Origin of the sequence: Halobium salinum, assembly GCF_026586625.1 — an archaeon.
GTDB lineage: Archaea > Halobacteriota > Halobacteria > Halobacteriales > Haloferacaceae > Halobium > Halobium salinum.
This window is the reverse complement of sequence record NZ_JAODIW010000008.1, coordinates 512,593-531,225: the sequence shown is the minus strand read 5'-3', so window position 1 is coordinate 531,225 and position 18,633 is coordinate 512,593. Positions and strand designations below refer to the sequence as shown.

The following is an 18,633-nucleotide window of genomic DNA, read 5'->3' as shown; positions in this document are numbered from 1 at the left end:
GCGTCGCTCGCCCGCTGTTCGATGGAGCGCCGCCGCCGGCTGTTCGGCCGAGTGTCGTCCGTCCCTCCCCGGCGAATCGCACCTCGACTCACCCTACTCCTAAGCCCCTCCGTCACGAATCGCGCCCGAACCATGTACGGCTGGCGCGGACGGCTGGGGCTCATCGTCCCCTCCTCGAACACGACGAACGAACCGGAGTTCCGGGCGCATCTCCCCGACGGGGTCTCCCTGCACGCTGCCCGGATGCGCCTCGAATCCGTCGACGCCGACGCGCTGTCGGCGATGGCCGACGAGGCCGAGCGCTGTGGCTCCCTGCTCGCCACCGCCGACGTCGACGCCGTCGCCTACGGCTGTACGACCGGGAGCCTCGTCCACGGGCCGGGGTACGACCGGGAGATAGAGGACAGGGTCTCGGCGGCGGCGGACGCCCCGGCGGTCGCGACGGCGGCGTCGGTCGTCCGGGCGCTGGAGCATCTCGGCGTCGACCGCGTGGCCGTCACCACCCCCTACGTCGACGACCTCGTCGCGCGCGAGGAGACCTTTCTCGAGGACGCCGGCTTCGACGTCGTCGCTATCGAGGGACTCGGCATCGAGGCGAACACCGACATCGGCCGGGAGCCCCCCGAGTCGGTGTACCGGCGCGCCCGCGAACTCCCGACCGACGAGGCCGACGCCGTCTTCGTCTCCTGTACCAACTACCGCACCGTCGAGGTCCTCCAGACGCTGGAGCGTGACCTCGGGCTCCCCGTCGTCTCCAGCAACGCGGCGACGCTGTGGGACGCGCTCCGAACGCTCGGCGTCGACGGGCGCGACGTGGGGCTCGGACGGCTGTTCGAGTGGTAGCCGGCAGCGTTCGGGAACCCCGTCGAGCGCGCGTTCATGCCCTCACGGCGCCTCCGTACGGGTGTGAAGGTCACCTACCGAACCGCCGACGACCGCGAGCGAACCGTCCGCTGTGACGCCTACGAGGAGTTCGAAACCGAACTCGTCTGCTACGACGCCGAGGACGAGCCGATTGCGACGATTCCCCGGGAACGGGTCGTCTCCGTGCTCGCCGAGTCGTACTGAGCTACCACACGCGCCGTGGCGTCCGTGAGCCACCGCACGCCCCGACGTCCGTGAGCCACCACGGCCCTATTAGCCCGCCCGTCGAAGACCCGTCATGGTCGCCTCCGTTCCCGACGCCGCGTTCGACGACCGTCTCGCCGCCGTCCGCCGCCGTCTCGTCGAAGCCGGCGCGGACGCGCTCGTCCTGTTCGACGCCACCAGCGTCGAGTACCTCTCCGGGTTCCACCACATCCAGACCGAGCGCCCCGTCGCGCTCGTCGTGACCCCGGAGCGGGTCGACCTCGTCGTCCCGCGCCTCGAGGTCGAGCGCGTCGCCGACAACCCCCGAATCGACGCCGTCCACGACTACTTCGACTACCCCGGCGGCGACCCGATAGGGGTGCTCGGAGAGACGCTCGCCGGCCTCGACGCCGACGCGGTCGTCGCCGACGGCGACGGCGCGCCTGGCGTGATGGGGTACGAGGGGCCCTCACTCTCCGCGGCGGCCGGCGTCGTCGTCGACACCGTCGACTGGGTTCCACGGATGCGCTGGGCGAAGTCCGACGCCGAGGTCGACCTGATTCGCGAGTCGGCGACGTGGGCGAACCTCGGCCACCGCTACCTCACCGACTACACCGAGGTCGGCGCGCACCCCGTCACCGTCTCCCAGCGCGCGACGACCGACGCCTCCCGCGCCATGCTCGACGCGCTCGGCGACCGCTACGCGGTCCGCACTCGGGGCGACGGGCCGGTGTTCGCCGGCTACGTCTCGGGCGAGGAGACGCGACTTCCCCACGGACACACGCCGAACGAGCGCCTCTTCGAGGGTGACGTGCTGATAACGGGCGCCACCGCGAACGTCGACGGCTACTACTCCGAACTCGAACGCACCATGTTCGTCGGCGAGCCGAGCGACGAGGACGAACACTACTTCTCGCTGATGCTCGAGGCCCAGCGCCTCGCCATCGACGCGCTCGGCCCCGACGTGCCGGTCGCACACGTCGACGAGGTCGTCCGGGAGTACTTCGAGGAGCAGGGCGTCGCGAACCTCGCGCGCCACCACGTCGGCCACAACATCGGTCTCGGGGCGCACGAACCGCCGTACCTCGACCGAGGGTGGGGTGAGCACTGCGAGGCGTTCGGCGACCCCGCCGAGGCCGTGATTGAACCCGGCCACGTGTACACTATCGAACCCGGCCTCTACACCGACGAGGCGGGCTACCGCCACTCCGACACGGTGGCGGTCACCGAGGACGGCGTGGAGCGTCTGACACACTACCCTCGGGACCTGCAGTCGAACGTGATTCGGTGAGCCGTCGCGCACGGTCGGCGCCGACTCACCGCCGAATCCGACTCTTCGTCTCGCCCGTCTCACACGTGGCAACCGGCAGAAACGTCTATCTCTCTCGACGGCGTTCCGGAACCCGAGATGGTCGACCCCGTGTTCGTGTGCCGAGAGTGCTCGTGGACCTCCGCCGAGGGCGTGCGTGCCGACGGCGGGAGTTCGAACGGGGTGTCCCCGGCAGAGGCGGCGGAAGCGACCGAGGTCACGGACGCTGTCCTGACACACTTCGAGCGGACGGGCCACCACGTCGAGTTGGCTCCCGCCGACCGTCCGCCGCGAGCGCAGTAACACGGTGGCGTCGACTCCGGCGGTGTGTCGGCGTGGTGGTCGTGTCCGACGTGTGGCTCCGCCCTCCCCGACCTTCTTCTCCGCCCACGCCGTCGACTCCGGGGATGACCGCCTCCCCACCGCCGGTGTTCGACGGGCACAACGACACGCTGCTCGACCTCCACCTCGACGAGCGCGGCGGCGGGCGCTCGTTCTTCGGGCGGAGCGACGCCGGACACATCGACCTCCCGCGAGCCCGCGAGGGCGGGTTCGCCGGCGGCTGTTTCGCGATGTTCGTCCCCAGCGAGGTCACCCACGAACTCGTCCGCACCGACGACGGGTACGACGTCCCGTTCCCCCCGCCGCTGGCCCCCGACTACGCCCGCCGGTACGCGAACGACCTGCTCGACCGACTCCACCGGCTCGAAGCCGCGTCCGAGGGCGCCCTTCGAGTCGTCGAGTCGGCGAGCGAAATCGAGTCGTGCCTCTCCGACCCCGACGGGCCGGTCGCCGCCCTCCCGCATCTCGAAGGCGCCGACCCCGTGGCACCCGACCTGTCGAACCTCGACGCCCTCTACGGGCGCGGGGTACGCTCGATAGGGCTCACGTGGGCGCGCGAGAACGCCTTCGCACACGGCGCACCGTTCAGGTACCCGGCGTCGCCCGATTCGGGGCCGGGCCTCACCGACCGCGGCGAGGCGCTGGTCCGCGCCTGCAACGAGCGAGGCATCGTCGTCGACTGCGCACACCTCGACGAGGCGGGGGTCCGCGACGTGGCCCGCGTCTCGGAGGCGCCGCTCGTGGTGTCTCACGCCGGCGTCCACGGCATCTGTCCCTCGGCTCGCAACGTCTCCGACGCGACCATCGACGCCGTCGGCGACTCGGACGGGGTCGTCGGCGTCTCCTTCGCGGTGGAGGGGCTCCGCCCCGACGGGGAGCAGGAACCCGACACCCCCCTCGCGACCGTCGTCGACCACGTGGCGTACGTCGCCGAGCGAATCGGCGTCGAGGGCGTCGCGCTCGGCTCGGACTTCGACGGGGCGACGGTTCCGGAGTCGGTGGGCGACGTGACGGGGCTCCCCCGCCTCTTCGAGGCGCTGGCCGACCGAGGGTTCACCCGGCGCGAGCGCGAGCGAATCGCCCACGGGAACTGGCTCCGCGTGCTGGAGGCGACGCTCGGCGGGTAGCGGGAGCAGACATGGGGTGCGGAGAAGCGAACCGGACTCAGGGAGCCGTCGGCCCGCGGGTCGGCTCCGGTGAGTCGGCGTCGGGGTCCGCGTCCGGCGCCTCGGCCCGGGCCGGCGCCTCGCCGAGGAACCCGAGGAGCAGGTCGGTGAACGCGTCGGGGCGGTCCTCCGGAATCAGGGCCCGCGAGTCGGCGACGAGTTCGAGCCGCGCGTCCGGGAAGAGGTCGCGCATCCGGACCGCGTGAGCGACCGGGAACAGCCGGTCTTCGGGCGCCCAGACGAGGAGGACGGGGCGCTCGAACGTCTCGAAGCGCGTCGCCGCGCCGACGGTGTAGCCGGCACTGATGCCGGCGAGCACCTTCCGCAGGTCGCGCCGGACGCCCGCGTCGCGGCTCACGGGTCCGAAGTAGGAGTCGGCGACGACGTCGCTGAGGTGGTGTCGCGCGACCGTCGCGGCTACCGCCCGCCGGAGCGGGTCGACGCCGAGCGCCCGCCCGAAGAGGGAGACGACGCCCGGCGCGCGCGCGGCGTACTGGAGCGGGCGGAACGGGGCCGGCAGGAAGTTGTCGAACGCGTCGCAGTTACCGAGGACGAGTCGCTCGACGCGGTCGGGAAACGCCGCGAGGAACAACTGGCAGAGGGCGCCGCCGGTGTCGACGCCGACGAACGTCGCACGGTCGATATCGAGCGCGTCGAGGAAGTCGGCGAGCAGGCGGACGAGCCCGGGCGGCGAGAGGTCCGCCTCGCGGTCCATCGCCTCGGAGTGGGCGCCGAGGGGGAGTTCGGGGGCGAGCACGCGGTGAGTCTCCGCCACCCGCGGGACGACGTTGCGCCAGAGGTCGCCGTTGGTGAGGACCCCGTGGACGAAGACGACCGGGTCGCCCTCGCCGAGGTCGCGGTAGTGGAGTCGGCCCTGTGGGAGGTCGAGAGCGAGGTTCGCGGTGGTCATGCGCTAGTGTTGGACAGGAGGCGTATTCACGGCATCGCCGTTCCGTCGGCTGTCAGGTTCGGAGTGGGCCGGCGGACACGCGCCGCCACGAACCCACCCGTAGCCGAGCACGCCGACACACCGACACCGACACCTACACGCCCTCACCCGCCCATCGGCCCACCATGGCAGTCTCGTTCGGCCTCTTCGACACCCTCGTCGACGCCGACCTCCCGACCGACCCGGCGGCGGCGGTCGCCGACGAACTCGACCGGCTCGGCGTCCCGGTCCCCGACGACTGGCAGGCGGCCTACGACGAAACGCACGTCGACGCCCCCGCGGGCGCGACGGTCCCGCTCCCGGCCCACGTCGCCCACGCACTCCGGAGCCGGGGCGTCGAAGCGCCGAACAACGCCCCGCGCCGGGCGGCGGTCTCCGCCTTCGACCCGGCGGTTCGGACCAGACCCGGCGCGGTCGAGGCCGTCAAGGCCGCCCGCGAGCGCGGCCCGGTCGGTCTGCTCGCGGACGCGCCGGCGCCCGAGACCGTCGGACGGGTGCTCGTCCGCGCCGAGTTCTCGCGCACGGACTTCGACGCGGTCGTCACGAGCGTCGGCTCCGGCTGGGAGAAACCCGACCCCCGGGCGTTCGAGACGCTGGCCCGTCGACTCGCCGTCGACCCCGCGGACCTGGTCCACGTCGGCGTCGTCGGGCGGGGAGACGACGGGGTCGTCGACGCCGGCGGTCGGTTCGTCGACCTCGCCGACACCTCGCTCGCGGCGCTGGCCCGTCGTCCGGAACGGTTCGACACGGACTGACCCGGCGGGCGCGTCGCCCTCCACGGCCGACCCGGCCGACCCGGCCGCCACGACCACCGGGTTTATTCATCAGGAGACCGACCGGTCGGTAGCTTCGGCGACCGTCGACCGGTCGCCGGGAGGGGACCTGACTCACATGCGCCTAGTACTCGTGGCGGGGAACACGGAGACGGCCCGAATCGACGGCATCAGCGCGGCGGGCGCCTCGCCGGCGGAGGCGACGCACACGCCGAGTGCCGACGCCGAACTGGTGAGCTACGGCCGACTCGTGGAGGCGCCGTCACTGCCGCGGACGCCCGGCGGCTGTCCGTCGCCGGCGCTCGTCACTCGGGCGGTGCGCGAACTCGTGAACGTTGAGTGTACCGTCGTCGACGCCGGCATCGGGAAGCCGACCGCGGCGCCGACGGTTGCCGTCGGGGCGACGCCCGGCCGGGACATCAGGGAGGCGACGGCCGTCTCGAACGCCTCGGCGCTGTTCGTGGGTGGGCGCCGGCTCGGCTCGCGGCTCCCGGACCGCCGGCTGGTCATCGGCGAGACGGTTCCGGGCGGGACGACGACGGCGATGGGGGTCCTGCGCGCCCTTGACGAGGACGCCCCGGTCTCCTCCTCGCTGTCGCGGAACCCCATCGAACTCAAGCGCTCGGTCGTCGCGAAGGGGCTCGACGCGAGCGGCCTCGCACCCGGGGACGCGGCCGGCGAGCCCACGACCGCCGTCGAAGCGATGGGCGACCCCACCTTACCCGTCGTCGCCGGCCTCGTCGTCGGGGCGCTCGAGACCGACAAACGCGTCCTCCTCGGGGGCGGCACCCAGATGCTCGCGGTCGCCGCGCTGGTCCGCCACGCCGACGTGGACGGCCGGCTCTCGCTGGCGACGACGCGGTACCTCGCCGACGCGGTTCCCGACTTCACAGAGGCCGCCGCCGGGTTCGACGCCGACGTGCGCGTCACCGACCCGGGGTTCGACGCGCTCGTCGACCTCGACGAGCCGACCGAACCGGTGCCCGACGGGGGCGGCGGGGCCGGCAGTCGCGGCCCGGCCGCGCTGGCTCGCTTCGCCGCCGGCGAGATGAAGGAGGGGTCGCTGATGGGCGGCGCGCTCGCGCTCGCGGCGCACGCCGACGTGCTGGACGAGGTCGCTCGCGAGAGCGTGGACCTCCTCGCCGCGCTCCGGTGACCGACACTTACTGCATCGAGTAGCCGCCGTCGACCATCAGCGCCTCGCCCGTGACGAACGAGGCGGCGTCGCTGGCGAGATAACAGACCGCGTCGGCGACCTCTTCGACGGTCCCCAGTCGCTCCAGCGCGTAGTCGGCGACCATCTGCCGCTTTGCCGCCTCGGGGTCGTCGAACGTCTCGAAGAACTGCGCACCGAGGCCCCCCTCGACGAACCCCGGACAGACCGCGTTGGCTCGCACGCCGTGACCGCCCGCCTCGGCGGCGACCGTCCGAGTGAAGTTGACGACGGCGCCCTTCGACAGCGAGTAAGCACCCAGGTGCGGGCTCCCGACGACGCCAGCCAGCGAGGCCACGTTGACGATGGCCCCGGAGCCCTGCGCCTTCATGACCGGAAGCGCCGCCGCACAGCCGTTCCAGACGCCGCGGACGTTCACGTCGAGCACGCGTTCGCGGGCCGCGTCGTCGATTCCCTCCACGGGCGCCGGGAGGTGGCCGACGCCGGCGTTGTTCACGAGGGCGTCGAGTCCCCGCTCCGCGGCCACGTCGTCGACGACCGACTCGAACGCCTCACGGTCGGTCACGTCGAGTGGGCGGAACTCGGCGCTCCCCTCCTCCCCGGCGTCGGCTCCGCCCCTTCCGGCGTCGGCTCCGCCCTTTCGGGCGTCGACCCCGGCGATGCGGTCGACCGTCTCCGTTCCACCGGACTCGTCCACGTCGGTGACGACGACGTGCGCGCCGAGGTCGGCACACCGCGCCGCCGTCGCGCGTCCGATTCCCGAGGCGCCGCCCGTCACGAGTACCGTCTCGTCGTCCAGTCGCATGGGCCGAGTTGGCGTCGCCCGAGCAAGAAACCCGGGTGTGGTTCGAGGTTGACACGCTTCCGGACCGAAAACCCGAATCGACCGCGCCGCGTCGGCCCACTCATGACCGACGACGCCGACACGCCGCCGACCGGAGACGACACCCAAGCGCGCCGCGAGGCGGCGCTCGCCGTCCTGCGGGCGAACCGCCGCGAGGGGTACACGATTCCCTCCGCGACGCTGTACCCCTTCCAGTGGAACTGGGATTCGGCGTTCGTCGCGGCGGGCCTCGCGAGCGCCGACCCCGACGCCGCCGCGACGGAGATTCGGACGCTCCTCGACGCACAGTGGGCGAACGGGATGGTCCCACAGATCGCCTTCTGGACGGACGCGACGGGCTACTTCCCCGGTCCCGACGAGTGGGGCGCCGGGTCCGACCGCGTCCGGACCAGCGGTATCACTCAGCCCCCGATGGTCGTTCCGGCGGCGCGCCGGGTAGCCGATGCGCTACGGCGTCAACGAGGGGGGTCGGCGGCCGAAGCGTTCCTCGACGCCGTCGTTCCCGCACTCGACGCGTTCCTCTCGTGGTGGCTCCGCGAGCGCTCCGACGACGGCGACGTCGTCTACGTCCGCCACCCATGGGCGACCGGGATGGACGACTCGCCGGCGTGGACGCCGGTCCTCGAGTCCTTCGAACCGCTCGACCTCCCGGGCGTCGACGACCTCGACTACGCCCGCGAGGACCGGAAGTCGGAGTCGCTCGCCGACCAGCGCCCGACCGACTGGGACTACGACCGGTACGTCGCGCTCGTCCGACAGGGTCGGGCCTTCGATTGGGACGAGGTCCGCCTGCGGGAGGTGTGCCCGTTCGTCGTCGAGGACGTCCTGACGAACGCGATATTCGCCCGCGCCTGTGCGGACCTCGGGGGGATGTACGACGAACTCGACGCGCTCGGTGAGGAGGGCGCGGCCGGCGTCGACGCGGCCGACCGCTGGCGCGAGCAGGCCGAATCGACGCGGGAAGCCTGTCGTGACCGGCTGTGGAGTCCGGCGCTCGGAACGTTCGTCTCCTACGACCGCGTCGGCGAGCGTCGGCTCCCGGCGAACTCCGTCGCCGGGCTGGTCTCGACGTTCGGCGGTCTCCCCGACCAGGGGCAGTTCGAGGCAGTTCGGACGAACCTCAGCGAGAACTTCCTCTCCTACGAACGCGCCTGCCCCTCCTACGTCGGCGAGGGGATGGACCTCGACCGCTACTGGCGCGGCCCGGTGTGGGTCAACACGAACTGGCTCCTCGCCGACGGGCTCCGACGATACGGCGCCGCCGACCTCGCGTCGCGAATCGAGCGCGACACCGTCTCGCTCGTCGAGCGCGAGGGGTTTCGGGAGTACTTCTCGCCGGAGACGGGGGAGGGACGCGGGAGCGACCGGTTCTCGTGGACTGCGGCGCTGTATCTCGATCTAACAGATTGAAGTACAGTCAGTCCAATAAACTAATAGGCACGATATCGAATCGGTCGGCGACGCGGCAGTCGGCGTCCCAGTACGTGAAGGGAGCGTCCGGGCCGCGCCGACGAGTCGCGGCGAGTACCGACGTCGTCACCGGAGGGACGTAGAGAGCGGCGAGGCGTCCGCCCGCGACGCCGACGGGTCGAGCCCAGGGTCGAACTCCGGGGACGTCGACACCGGGTGGAGGACAGGTGGTAAGCTACTTTCGGCTTCGCCGGGAAGAGCACCCACTGAATGGTCGACTCGGACGCCAACTCTACGCTCGCCGACGAGGCTGAATCTGCTCACGGGGACGAGGACGACGTGCTCGCGGACCAGTTATCCACCGACCAAGTGTATCAGCGGGTCGTCACGGACGCCGACCACGAGGTCACCTCCGGGGTGCGAGAGCTGTTCTTCAGCGCGCTCGCGGCCGGCTTCGCGATTACCATCACGTTCCTGCTCTACGCCTCGGTGACCGCCGCTACGGACTCCGAGATCGGCGGCGTCCTGCTGTACCCGTTGGGGTTCATCTACATCATCATCGGCGGCTACCAGCTGTACACGGAGAACACGCTGCCGCCGGTGGCGCTGACACTGGAGCGGTTGGTCTCGATTCCCACGCTGTTTCGTCACTGGTCCATCGTGCTCGCGGGGAACTTCCTTGGCGGCGGACTCGGAGCGCTCGCGCTGGCCTACGGCGGCGTATTCGACGACGCCACCGCGGCGGTGGCGGTCGGGTTCGCCGAGAAGGGCATCGCCACCCCCGCCTCCGCCCTGTTCGTCAAGGCGGCCTTCGCCGGGCTGATAGTCGCCGGCGTGGTGTGGATCAGCTTCGCCGCCCGGGACACCATCTCCAAGCTGGTCGTCGTGTACCTGGCGTTCCTGGCCATCCCGCTGGGGAACCTGTACCACGTGGTGGTCTCCTTCACCGAGGTCGTCTACCTGGCGCTGGTCACCGGGGCGAACCCGGTTCCCGCGCTATTCGGGTTCGTCCTTCCGGTGCTGCTCGGAAACACGCTCGGCGGAATCGTACTGGTGACGGTTGTGAACTACTACCAGACCTCCGACCGGCGCCTCCAGATTCCCCGGTTTCAGGACGTCCGTCGGCTCACGCCGCGGGAGTGGTTGGTAGGCTCGCTGGCCGGTCGCTCGTACGTTCCGGTGATCGACACCGTCGAGGAGATCGTCCGCGACCCGGAGACCTACCGGATTCTGGTACCCATCGCCAACCCGCGGACCGAAACCGAGGTAGTGCGGCTGGCCTGCCAGCTGGCCAGCCGTCAGAAGAAGGGGAAAGTCCACGTCGTCCACGTCGTTCAGGCGCCCCGGCGCTGGTCCTCGAACACGGAGCGGGTCCAGCAGGACCGCATCCGGCGTAACTCCGAGCGACTGCTGGAGGATACCCGTCGAATCGGCACCAAGTACGACGTCACCCTGGAGACCTCGACCGTGGTCACCCCGCGTTCCTTCGAGGAGATATTCACGCTGGCCCGGCGGACGAGTCCCGACCTGGCGCTCATCGGCTGGGACGAGGAGGGGCTGTGGAGTTCGGCCCGCGCCGAGAGACCGCTCGCCGAGCTGACCAACCAGCTGCCCTGTGACTTCCTCGTGGCCAACGACCGCGGTCTCGACCCGTCGCGAATCCTCCTGCCGACCGCCGGCGGGCCCGACTCCGACCTGAACGCGGAGGTCGCCCGGGCGCTTCAGGAGGTGGCGAACGCGAAGGTCGAACTGCTCCACGTCGTCGGCGACGAGACGGACGAACGCGCGGGCGAGGCGTTCCTCAGGGAGTGGGCCGCCGAGCACGGCCTGACGGACGCGACTATCACCGTCCGCTCGGGCGACGTCGAGGAGGCCATCGTCGGAGCGGCCGGCGACAGCACGATGCTCATGCTCGGCGCGACAGAACAGGGGATGCTGTCCCGGTTGGTGCAGAACTCGCTCCATCTGGACGTGGTCAACCACGTGGACTGCTCGGTGTTGCTGGCCGAGCGCGCCTCCAAGCGGTCGCTGCGCGACCGGCTGTTCGGTTCCCGGACCCGGGAACGCCACCCCGCGATGGCGTTCCGAAACGGCGCCCGGGAGCCAGCCAGCACCGACCACGTCGAGGCTTCCGACGAGTGACGCCGACGTCAGTCGCATCGTTGGGGGCCGAACGACGCCGCTCCCGGCGGCCTCGACCGGAGGTGCGACTGCGCTCCGAGTAGTCCACCCGGGTGCCGACTCCTTCGACGACGAGCGACCCCGGGTCCGCCGACGTGACGAAGAACGTCAGCAACAGACGTGTGGCGGCGACGGCGCTCGCGGACGGTTCGCCCCCTCGAGATACGGGACGAGAGTCGCGTTCGGGGCGTGCGTGCGACCAGGGACGGGGACGACGCATCCGCATCCAGTAGCACTTTTGCCTCGACCGTCCTACGGGTGGCCATGGGACTGCTCGACCGGATCCGCGAGGACGTCCGGACGGCGCTTTCGAAGGACCCCGCCGCCCGCTCGTCGCTCGAGGTGTTGCTCTTCTACCCCGGCCTCCACGCCGTCTGGGCTCACCGGCTGGCTCACGCGTTCTGGGAGCGAGACCACACGCTACTCGCGCGCGGTCTCTCGCACCTCTCCCGCTTCGCGACGGGCATCGAGATTCACCCCGGCGCCGAGATCGGCCGCCGCTTCTTCGTCGACCACGGGAACGGCGTCGTCATCGGCGAGACGACCGAAATCGGCGACGACGTGATGCTGTATCACGGGGTCACGCTCGGCGGCGACTCGATGAAACGCGAGAAGCGCCACCCGACTATCGAGGACGGGGTCACCATCGGCGCCGGTGCGACCCTCCTCGGCCCCATCACCATCGGCCGGCAGGCGAAAGTCGGCGCCGCCTCGGTCGTCCTCGACTCCGTGCCGCCCCACTGCACCGCCATCGGCAACCCCGCCGAACTCGTCGGCGACTGCCAGGAGACCGTCCCGGAGTTCGAGGCGCGGTTGGGCGACGGCGGTTCGGAGCCCTAACCGCCGTCGGAGCGACCGGTACGGCTTCTCCGTCGACCTCTTCACTCCGCTTCGAACACGTTAGATTTCGGACGCACCCTTGGGTGATGAGGCGGAACCCTCTACCGTGATTGCCTGAATCGGAGTACCGTGATGAGGGAACGACCGCGTGTCAGCACATAATCGTGGAACGGTCGAAGTCGTCTGTACCGAGTGCCGGTTCTCCACGGTGGTGTATCGGGGGGACGCGAGACTCCCCGGGGAAGTCGTCACCGAACACGGACGGGAGACGGGCCACAAGCTGAAAATCTCTCCGCAGTCGTGAGCTATCGAGTCGACTGTCCGTTCTGCGGGTGTGAAATCGAGGTCTCCGCGGCGTACCCGTATACGGACGCCGGCTGTCCGCGCTGTAAGGCCCGTGTCCGGTGTGAGCGGTTCAACGAGGCGCTTCACGCGATTACGCAGCTCCCACGCGATGCGCCGCGGGGGCGAATCAGCGCCGTCCTCGAGGCCGGAATTCACGGGGACGGGGTGGGCGTCTCCGCCGAGCGAATCACGGCCGCGGAGGTCCGCGGCTACGGCGTCAACCTCGGCACCGACCCGGAGGACTGACCACGGGCCCGGAGCGACCGCCTCACTCCCGGTGTTTCAGCTTCTCGCCGACCATCCCCGGGACGGACGTCCCGCAGTACCGACAGAACCAGCGCGACCCGGTTACCCCCTGTTGGCGCCGGAGGTCCTCCGTCGTCCGGAGCAACTCGTTGCAGGCCCCACATCGATAGCCGCGTTCGGTCATCTCGGGTCGGGGGAGACCGACGCGCCGCGAGGAGATAACGGCACCGGCGGCGACGGGTGACGGAGTCGATGGGAGCGGAGTCGGCGGACGACCGACTCGGCCGAACGCGGGTCCGAGCGCGACCGACCCGGCCCCGCCGCCCCGGCGGAAACCGCTTACTCCGTGCGGTCCCGAGAGTGGGTCATGCCACCGTTGTCGTCGACGGCGTTCAGGGAGCGACTTGCCGCGCTCTCGCTCCCCGACCGGGCGGCGTTCGTCGCCGCGGTGTGGCGGGCCCGCGGTCGCTCGGCGTCGGTCGACGGCACCCGCGTCCGTATCGCGGAGAAGTCGTCGGCCGACGGTGTCGAGAGCCGCTCGTGGGTCGTCGACGTGGACTTCGAGCGGCGTGAAGCCGACGACGTGGACTCCGACGACCGACGGTACGACGGCGAGGCGCTCCTCGACCCGGCGGACCTCCGACGGTTACTTCTGTACGCGCTTCCCGCGGAGACCGGCGACCGACTCGTCAGGGCGCACCTCGGCGTGGCGCTCCGGTCGACGCAGTACCCCAGAGCGACGCCCCCCGACGCGGGCGACTCGACCGACGATGCCGAATTGGCCGGCGACCTCGGAGGGGCTGTCGAGGCAGAGGGACCCGACGAGGGAGGAGGGCCCGACGATGCCGAAGCGGCCGACGATGTCGAAGCGGCCAGTCGGGGTTCGTTCCGCGGCACCTCCGACTCGCTGGGCCCCTGGGTGCCCACCTCCCGGCGTCGGCAGGCCGTCGTAGTCCTCGTCGGCGTCGCGGTCGTCGCCGCCGTGCTCGGCGGGGGTGGTCTCGGACTCCCCTCACTCGGTTCGCCGGACGGGGCGCTGTCGACGGCCGACGAGGGCACGACGACCACGGAGTCGGCGGAGACGGCCGCGTCGGACGCACAGTCCGCTGTCGACGGCACGGGCGCGGGGTCGGCGTCGGCGACAGACCCCGCGCGGACCGCCAGCGGCGCGGAGGAGTCACCCGACGACGCGGATAGCCCTCCCGACGACGCGGCGCCGTTCACGGGGGGCGACTCGGACGCCTCGCTGCCGCCGGGTGTCACCCCGAACGCCGTCGACGCGCGGGCGCTCGCGGCCGCCCACGGTCGGGTCCTCGGAAACACCTCGTACACGCTGGTGCTCACCCACCGCGAGTTCCGGGACGGTCGCCCCACGGCCGTTCGACGGGAAGTCGCCCGCGTCGAGGGGTCGGAGCGGTACGTCTCCTCGGTGACCGGCGCGGGTGAGCCTACCGCCACCGTCCAAGTGGTCGCGGACGAGGAGGTGTTCGCGAACGGGAGCGTCCGCGTCGAGCGGGGAGTCGACGGCGAACCGCGTGACGCACGGTCGGGTCAGTCCGACTTCGCGGAGCCGGACGACCCCTTCCGGTCGCGCGCCGAGAACTACGTCGACTGGTTCACGTCGGTCCGGGAGGCGGGCGTCGTCGAGACCGTCGAGCGCGACGGGCGGACGCTGTACTGGCTGTCGCTCGCGGACGACCCGTGGCTAGGCGTAGAGAACTCGACCGGGAGCGCTCTCGTCGACGAACGCGGACTGGTCCACTCGCTCCGGCGCTCGTACGACGTCCCCGGTCGCCCCGGCGTCTCGGTGACCGTGACCGTCGAGGTCGTCAACGTCGGGGAGACGACCGCGCCCGCACCGGCGTGGTACCGCTCCGGAGCAGCGGCGACGGACCCCGATGACGGGACGCCGGGCGCGCCCGAGACCGAGGAGACCGGCTCCGACACCCCGAACGTCTCCGCGGCGTCGGCGGAGGTCGAGGCCGGCGGCGAGGGTGGAACGGCCGCCGGCGGTGAGGTCGAGAGCGGGAGCGAGACGACCGTCTCGAGCGCTCGCTGACAACCACCCCGAACGGTCGGCGTCGGCTCCTCGTCGGTCGAGACGCCCGGCCCCGCGCGCTTTTGTCGACACCGGCCGAATCCGCGAGTATGGACATCGTCGACGCTCTCGCGGCCGACGCCGGTCTCCTCGCCGTCGTCGGCGCCGGGGGCAAGAAGACGACGCTGTACGTCCTCGCATCGCGGCTCGACCGGGCGGTCGTCACCGCGACGGTCCGCATCCCCATCTTCGACGAGCAGGTCTCCCGGGTGGTCGTCGCCGACGACCCGGTCGTCGCCCTCGACGACGCCGGCCCCGCGGACTTCCCGCTCGGACTCGTCCCGGAGCGCGAGCGCGAGGACCGCTACCGCGGCTACGGCCCGGCGACGGTCGACCGCCTCGCGGCCGCCCACGACGGGCCGGTGCTCGTCAAAGCGGACGGCGCGCGGACGCGGTGGCTGAAGGCGCCGAACGAGCGCGAGCCTCGAATCCCCGACGCCGCGGACACCGTCGTGCCGGTCGCGAGCGCGCGGGTCGTCGGCGAGTCGCTCACCGAGGAGCGGGTCCACCGGCCCGAGCTGGTCGCCGAAGTCGCCGGACTCGAACCCGGCGGCGAGATTCGGTCGGAACACGTCGCGCGCGTGCTCGCGAGCGAACACGGCGGGCTGAAGGCCGTCCCCGAGGGTGCGACCGCGATTCCGCTCGTCAACATGGTCGACGACGAGGAGTTGGAGACGGTCGCCCGCGAGGTCGCCGACGAGGTGCTCGCCCGGGCGGACGTACCGCGGGTGGTGCTGGCCCGGATGACCGCGGCCGAGCCGTTGGTCGACGTGGTCGAACGATAGGAACCGACAGTTCGGGCTTCGGCGCTTCGGACCCCGGCCGTCAGTCGTCGGTGTGGGGTTCGACCTTCGCCTCTCCTCGCTCCCGCGACTCGGCCGCCGGTTCGTGGACCGTCTCCGACGCCGTCGGCCGGGTACCGACGACGGCGTTCGACGCTTCGGTCCGGTCGGAGACGGCGCGTGCACTGCCGTCCCGTGCGCTCGTGCTGGTGTCCACCGGTTCACCCCGTTCCACGGCGGTCGGGGGGTCGGTGTGGCCGACCCTCGGGGGGAGTGCCACCGCGTCCGGCGCGGCGAAGCAGTCTATCTCCACCTCGTTGCCGCCGACGACGGCGTGGACGTGGAGCAGGTCGCCGTGGGCGAGCGCCGGTTCCTCGGCCCCGCCGCCGCAGACGGGCACCGGCTCGTCGGTACCGGTGTCGACGCTCGCGACGACGCGGTCGCCGCGGGTGAACGTCACCAGGTCGGCGTCGGAGAGGTCGACGCCGACCCGGAGGGTGTACTCGTCGGGGCCGGGTCCCGGGGCGGTGAAGTACGACACCGTCGCCTCCGGCACCGTCGTCGCGTCGCCGCTCATGTGTCGCGAGGGGGAGAAGCGCGAGAACCGCGCGTCGCGTCCGTCGTCGGCGTCCGAGCGCGCGACCGTCTCGTCGTCGGTCCGCAGGCGCATCGCGGCCGGGAAGTCGAGCCCCTCGACCAACGTGAACGACCCCGAGAGGACGCTCCGGTCGGTCCGCTCGTCGAGGACGTTCCCGTACTCGACAGTCACGTCGACGGACGCCTCACGCGTCCCGGTGTAGCGCAGTTTCTCGACCGCGGCCGAGAACGGACAGGTCGAGCCGGAGAACGCGCCGGTCGAGTCGAGGTCGACGGCGAGCGGGGCGACGAACGTCGCCGTCTCGTCCGCCCGGAGGTCGGCCTCCTGCGTGTCGACCACGCCGTTCTCGTCGAGGCGGTACAGCGGGAGTTCCGCGGCGCCCACCTCGTAGGCGTCGTTCGGGGCGTCGAGGTCGACGGTGACCCGCAGGTCGCGGGCGACGCCCGACCCCTGGTTCGTCAGTTCGACCGCCAGCTGGTCCGGCGCCCGCTCGGTCCACGCCCCGCGGCGGACGACCGGCTCGTGGCTCGCCGCCAACAGCTTCGTCTGTCGCTCCTGCAGTTCGAGTCCCCGCTCGCGTGCGGCCTCGGCGTCGCGCCGGTCGGCGTAGGCGTCGCGCACGAGGTAGACGAGGGCGGCCGCCAGCGTCACCGAGCCGACGCCGCCGACGAATCGCACCGCGACGAGTATCCATTCGGCGACCGCCTCGAGCGGCGAGGGAAGCATTCGACCGGCTATCACTACTACAGAACTTCAACTTTTCGTGTATGTCAACCGACACCGCCCTCGTGACCGTCGCCGCCGTCGCCATCGGACCGGTCCCCACCACCGTCGCCGCCGTCGTCCGCCGCGAGCCGCTCGGTCGCCGCCTCGAACTCCGCGCGCGTGTTGCAGTTCTCGAAGGTCTCGGGCGTCGTCCGCGCCCGAATCTCGGCGTCGTCGACGACGACCCACTCCAACCGTTCCAGAGGCGCGAGAATCTTCCGCTCGCCGGCGTCGAGCGCGGCCTCGCAGGCGTCGGCCATCGGCCCGGCGCGGTAGACGGCCTGTGTCGTCTGGAACCACTCGTCGTCGAGCTGGGGGACCGCGGCCTCGTGGCCCGCCGCACGCTCGAAGAGGTAGTCGACGAACTCGGGGTCGACGAAGGGCATGTCGCAGGCGACGACGAGGGCGTAGGCGTCCGGGTCGGCCGCCCCGTTCCCGCTCGCCTCGTCGGCGCCCGCCGCGACCGCTCGTACCCCGGTGCGGATGCCCGCCATCGGTCCCTCGTCTGGGTCGGGGTCGACCGCGTACGCGACGGGGAGCGGGTAGCCGGCCATCGCCCGTTCGAGCGCGTCGCGCTGGTCGGCCCGACAGTTGACGACGACGCGGTCGACGACGGTGACGAGTCGGTCGGCGACCCGGCGGGTCATCGGGACGCCGGCGAGGTCGGCGACGGCTTTGTCGGCGTCGCCGAAGCGGGTCGACCGGCCGCCGGCGATTATCACTGCGGCGCGCATGGCCGTGGCTTCGAGGCCAGGTCGTATGAGGGCGGCGGCACGGTCGAATCGAACCCACGTCGCGAGCGCAGTCGGTCCCCCGGCGACAGCCGCTCCCGGCTCGTGCGAACGGTTCGCTCGCCCCCGGAGAGTTGATGAGCGACTGAGACGTTTCTCCGGTATGCGTCGCCGCACCCTCCTCCGGTCGACCGGCCTCGCGGGCGCCGCCGGGCTGGTCGGCCTCGCCGGCTGTACGGCCCCCGGAACGTCCCCCGAAGAGACCACGTCCACGGACCTCGACGTCCCCGACGGCGCCGCGGTCCGCGTTCGAAACACGAACGGTTCCGTCGTCGTCGACACGCACGACGGCGACGGGGTCGTGCTGACGGTTACGAAACGCGCTCCGACGAGCGCCGGCCGGTTCGACGAGGTGACCGTCGAGACCGGCTCCGACTCCGCGTCCGACGGCGAAGAGGGGGACGGAGCCGCCTACCTCGTCGAGACGGTGTACGGGACCGACGAGGCTCGACGGACGGTGAGCGTCGGACTCGACCTCGCCGTCCCGGCCGGGACGCGGGTCGCGGAGACGACGACCGCCAACGGCCGGGTGACGGTCGGAAACACGGCCGGGGACCTCACCGTAGAGAGTGCGAACGGAGCCATCGAGGTGCGGAACGTCGACGGGTTCGTCACCGTGACCGCTGCCAACGGGTCGGTCGACGTGTCGGGGGTGGCCGGCGTCGACGGCATCGAGACGAGCAACGGCTCCATCGACGCGGAGGTTCCGGCGATTCGCCGGGACACGACCGTCCGGACGAGCAACGGGAACGTCGACGTCGCGCTGGGCGCCGACCTCGACGCCGAACTGCTGGCGACGACGGAACTCGGCTCCATCGACGTCGACGACCTCGCGCTCGACCCGGGAGAGCGCCCCGCTCGCCGGGTCGAGGGACGACTGGGCGACGGCGGGAATCGGCTCCGTATCCGGACCGGCAACGGCGGCATCGACCTCGTCGCGCTCGAGGAGTGA

The 18,633-nt window shown here is 71.6% G+C and carries 19 protein-coding genes; 14 read left to right on the top strand and 5 right to left on the bottom strand.

Annotation, left to right across the window (positions count from 1 at the left end; genetic code table 11):
• Positions 1 to 132: 132 nt before the first annotated feature.
• The 5 genes from N5095_RS14845 (at position 133) to N5095_RS14825 (ending at position 3,846) form a co-directional block, all read left to right on the top strand.
• Positions 133 to 843 carry a maleate cis-trans isomerase family protein gene (locus tag N5095_RS14845; protein ID WP_267623743.1) on the top strand — a complete coding sequence of 237 codons (711 nt, stop codon included), beginning with the start codon at positions 133 to 135 and terminating at the stop codon, positions 841 to 843.
• 63 nt (positions 844 to 906) lie between these two features.
• On the top strand, positions 907 to 1,068 hold the full coding sequence (locus N5095_RS14840; RefSeq protein WP_267623742.1) for a hypothetical protein: 162 nt from the start codon (positions 907 to 909) through the stop codon (positions 1,066 to 1,068).
• 94 nt (positions 1,069 to 1,162) lie between these two features.
• Entirely contained in the window at positions 1,163 to 2,359 is a 1,197-nt protein-coding gene (locus N5095_RS14835) for a M24 family metallopeptidase (protein WP_267623741.1), read from the top strand.
• 117 nt (positions 2,360 to 2,476) lie between these two features.
• On the top strand, positions 2,477 to 2,680 hold the full coding sequence (locus N5095_RS14830) for a hypothetical protein (RefSeq protein ID WP_267623740.1): 204 nt from the start codon (positions 2,477 to 2,479) through the stop codon (positions 2,678 to 2,680).
• Positions 2,681 to 2,784: 104 nt separating this feature from the next.
• Entirely contained in the window at positions 2,785 to 3,846 is a 1,062-nt protein-coding gene (locus N5095_RS14825; RefSeq protein WP_267623739.1) for a dipeptidase, read from the top strand.
• A 37-nt stretch (positions 3,847 to 3,883) separates the two neighbouring features.
• Here the strand turns inward: N5095_RS14825 and N5095_RS14820 are convergent, their stop codons facing one another.
• Positions 3,884 to 4,795, bottom strand: coding sequence for an alpha/beta fold hydrolase (locus tag N5095_RS14820; RefSeq protein WP_267623738.1), 912 nt, complete (start codon positions 4,793 to 4,795; stop codon positions 3,884 to 3,886).
• Positions 4,796 to 4,959: 164 nt separating this feature from the next.
• Between N5095_RS14820 and N5095_RS14815 the strand changes: the two genes are divergently transcribed.
• Both N5095_RS14815 and N5095_RS14810 read left to right on the top strand, forming a co-directional pair.
• Positions 4,960 to 5,589, top strand: coding sequence for an HAD family hydrolase (locus N5095_RS14815; RefSeq protein WP_267623736.1), 630 nt, complete (start codon positions 4,960 to 4,962; stop codon positions 5,587 to 5,589).
• A 136-nt stretch (positions 5,590 to 5,725) separates the two neighbouring features.
• Positions 5,726 to 6,763 carry a nicotinate-nucleotide--dimethylbenzimidazole phosphoribosyltransferase gene (locus N5095_RS14810; protein WP_267623735.1) on the top strand — a complete coding sequence of 346 codons (1,038 nt, stop codon included), beginning with the start codon at positions 5,726 to 5,728 and terminating at the stop codon, positions 6,761 to 6,763.
• Between the two features lie 7 nt (positions 6,764 to 6,770).
• Here N5095_RS14810 and N5095_RS14805 read toward each other — a convergent pair whose 3' ends face one another.
• Positions 6,771 to 7,586 (bottom strand): SDR family NAD(P)-dependent oxidoreductase, encoded by an 816-nt coding sequence (locus N5095_RS14805; RefSeq protein WP_267623733.1) that lies wholly within the window; start codon positions 7,584 to 7,586, stop codon positions 6,771 to 6,773.
• Positions 7,587 to 7,688: 102 nt separating this feature from the next.
• Here N5095_RS14805 and N5095_RS14800 point away from each other — a divergent pair, with 102 nt between their 5' ends.
• From N5095_RS14800 to N5095_RS14785, 4 genes are all read left to right on the top strand, one after another.
• Positions 7,689 to 9,035, top strand: coding sequence for an MGH1-like glycoside hydrolase domain-containing protein (locus N5095_RS14800; RefSeq protein WP_267623731.1), 1,347 nt, complete (start codon positions 7,689 to 7,691; stop codon positions 9,033 to 9,035).
• 270 nt (positions 9,036 to 9,305) lie between these two features.
• The gene (locus N5095_RS14795) at positions 9,306 to 11,177 is read left to right on the top strand and encodes a formate/nitrite transporter family protein (RefSeq protein WP_267623730.1); all 1,872 of its coding nucleotides are present in this window, start codon (positions 9,306 to 9,308) and stop codon (positions 11,175 to 11,177) included.
• Positions 11,178 to 11,336: 159 nt separating this feature from the next.
• Positions 11,337 to 12,056, top strand: coding sequence for a serine O-acetyltransferase (gene cysE, locus N5095_RS14790; protein WP_308203542.1), 720 nt, complete (start codon positions 11,337 to 11,339; stop codon positions 12,054 to 12,056).
• Between the two features lie 300 nt (positions 12,057 to 12,356).
• Positions 12,357 to 12,647, top strand: a complete 291-nt coding sequence (locus tag N5095_RS14785; protein ID WP_267623727.1) for a hypothetical protein — start codon at positions 12,357 to 12,359, stop codon at positions 12,645 to 12,647.
• A 22-nt stretch (positions 12,648 to 12,669) separates the two neighbouring features.
• Here the strand turns inward: N5095_RS14785 and N5095_RS14780 are convergent, their stop codons facing one another.
• Positions 12,670 to 12,831 carry a hypothetical protein gene (locus tag N5095_RS14780; RefSeq protein WP_267623725.1) on the bottom strand — a complete coding sequence of 54 codons (162 nt, stop codon included), beginning with the start codon at positions 12,829 to 12,831 and terminating at the stop codon, positions 12,670 to 12,672.
• 183 nt (positions 12,832 to 13,014) lie between these two features.
• On the opposite strand from N5095_RS14780, the gene N5095_RS14775 reads away from it, so the two are divergent.
• Together N5095_RS14775 and yqeC are read left to right on the top strand one after the other, a co-directional pair.
• Positions 13,015 to 14,706, top strand: coding sequence for a hypothetical protein (locus N5095_RS14775; protein WP_267623724.1), 1,692 nt, complete (start codon positions 13,015 to 13,017; stop codon positions 14,704 to 14,706).
• 89 nt (positions 14,707 to 14,795) lie between these two features.
• Positions 14,796 to 15,530, top strand: a complete 735-nt coding sequence (gene yqeC, locus N5095_RS14770) for a selenium cofactor biosynthesis protein YqeC (protein WP_267623723.1) — start codon at positions 14,796 to 14,798, stop codon at positions 15,528 to 15,530.
• 40 nt (positions 15,531 to 15,570) lie between these two features.
• Here yqeC and N5095_RS14765 read toward each other — a convergent pair whose 3' ends face one another.
• Positions 15,571 to 16,851 (bottom strand): hypothetical protein, encoded by a 1,281-nt coding sequence (locus N5095_RS14765; RefSeq protein ID WP_267623722.1) that lies wholly within the window; start codon positions 16,849 to 16,851, stop codon positions 15,571 to 15,573.
• A gap of 44 nt (positions 16,852 to 16,895) precedes the next feature.
• Positions 16,896 to 17,624, bottom strand: a complete 729-nt coding sequence (locus N5095_RS14760) for a molybdenum cofactor guanylyltransferase (RefSeq protein WP_267623721.1) — start codon at positions 17,622 to 17,624, stop codon at positions 16,896 to 16,898.
• A gap of 160 nt (positions 17,625 to 17,784) precedes the next feature.
• On the opposite strand from N5095_RS14760, the gene N5095_RS14755 reads away from it, so the two are divergent.
• On the top strand, positions 17,785 to 18,633 hold the full coding sequence (locus N5095_RS14755; RefSeq protein ID WP_267623720.1) for a DUF4097 family beta strand repeat-containing protein: 849 nt from the start codon (positions 17,785 to 17,787) through the stop codon (positions 18,631 to 18,633).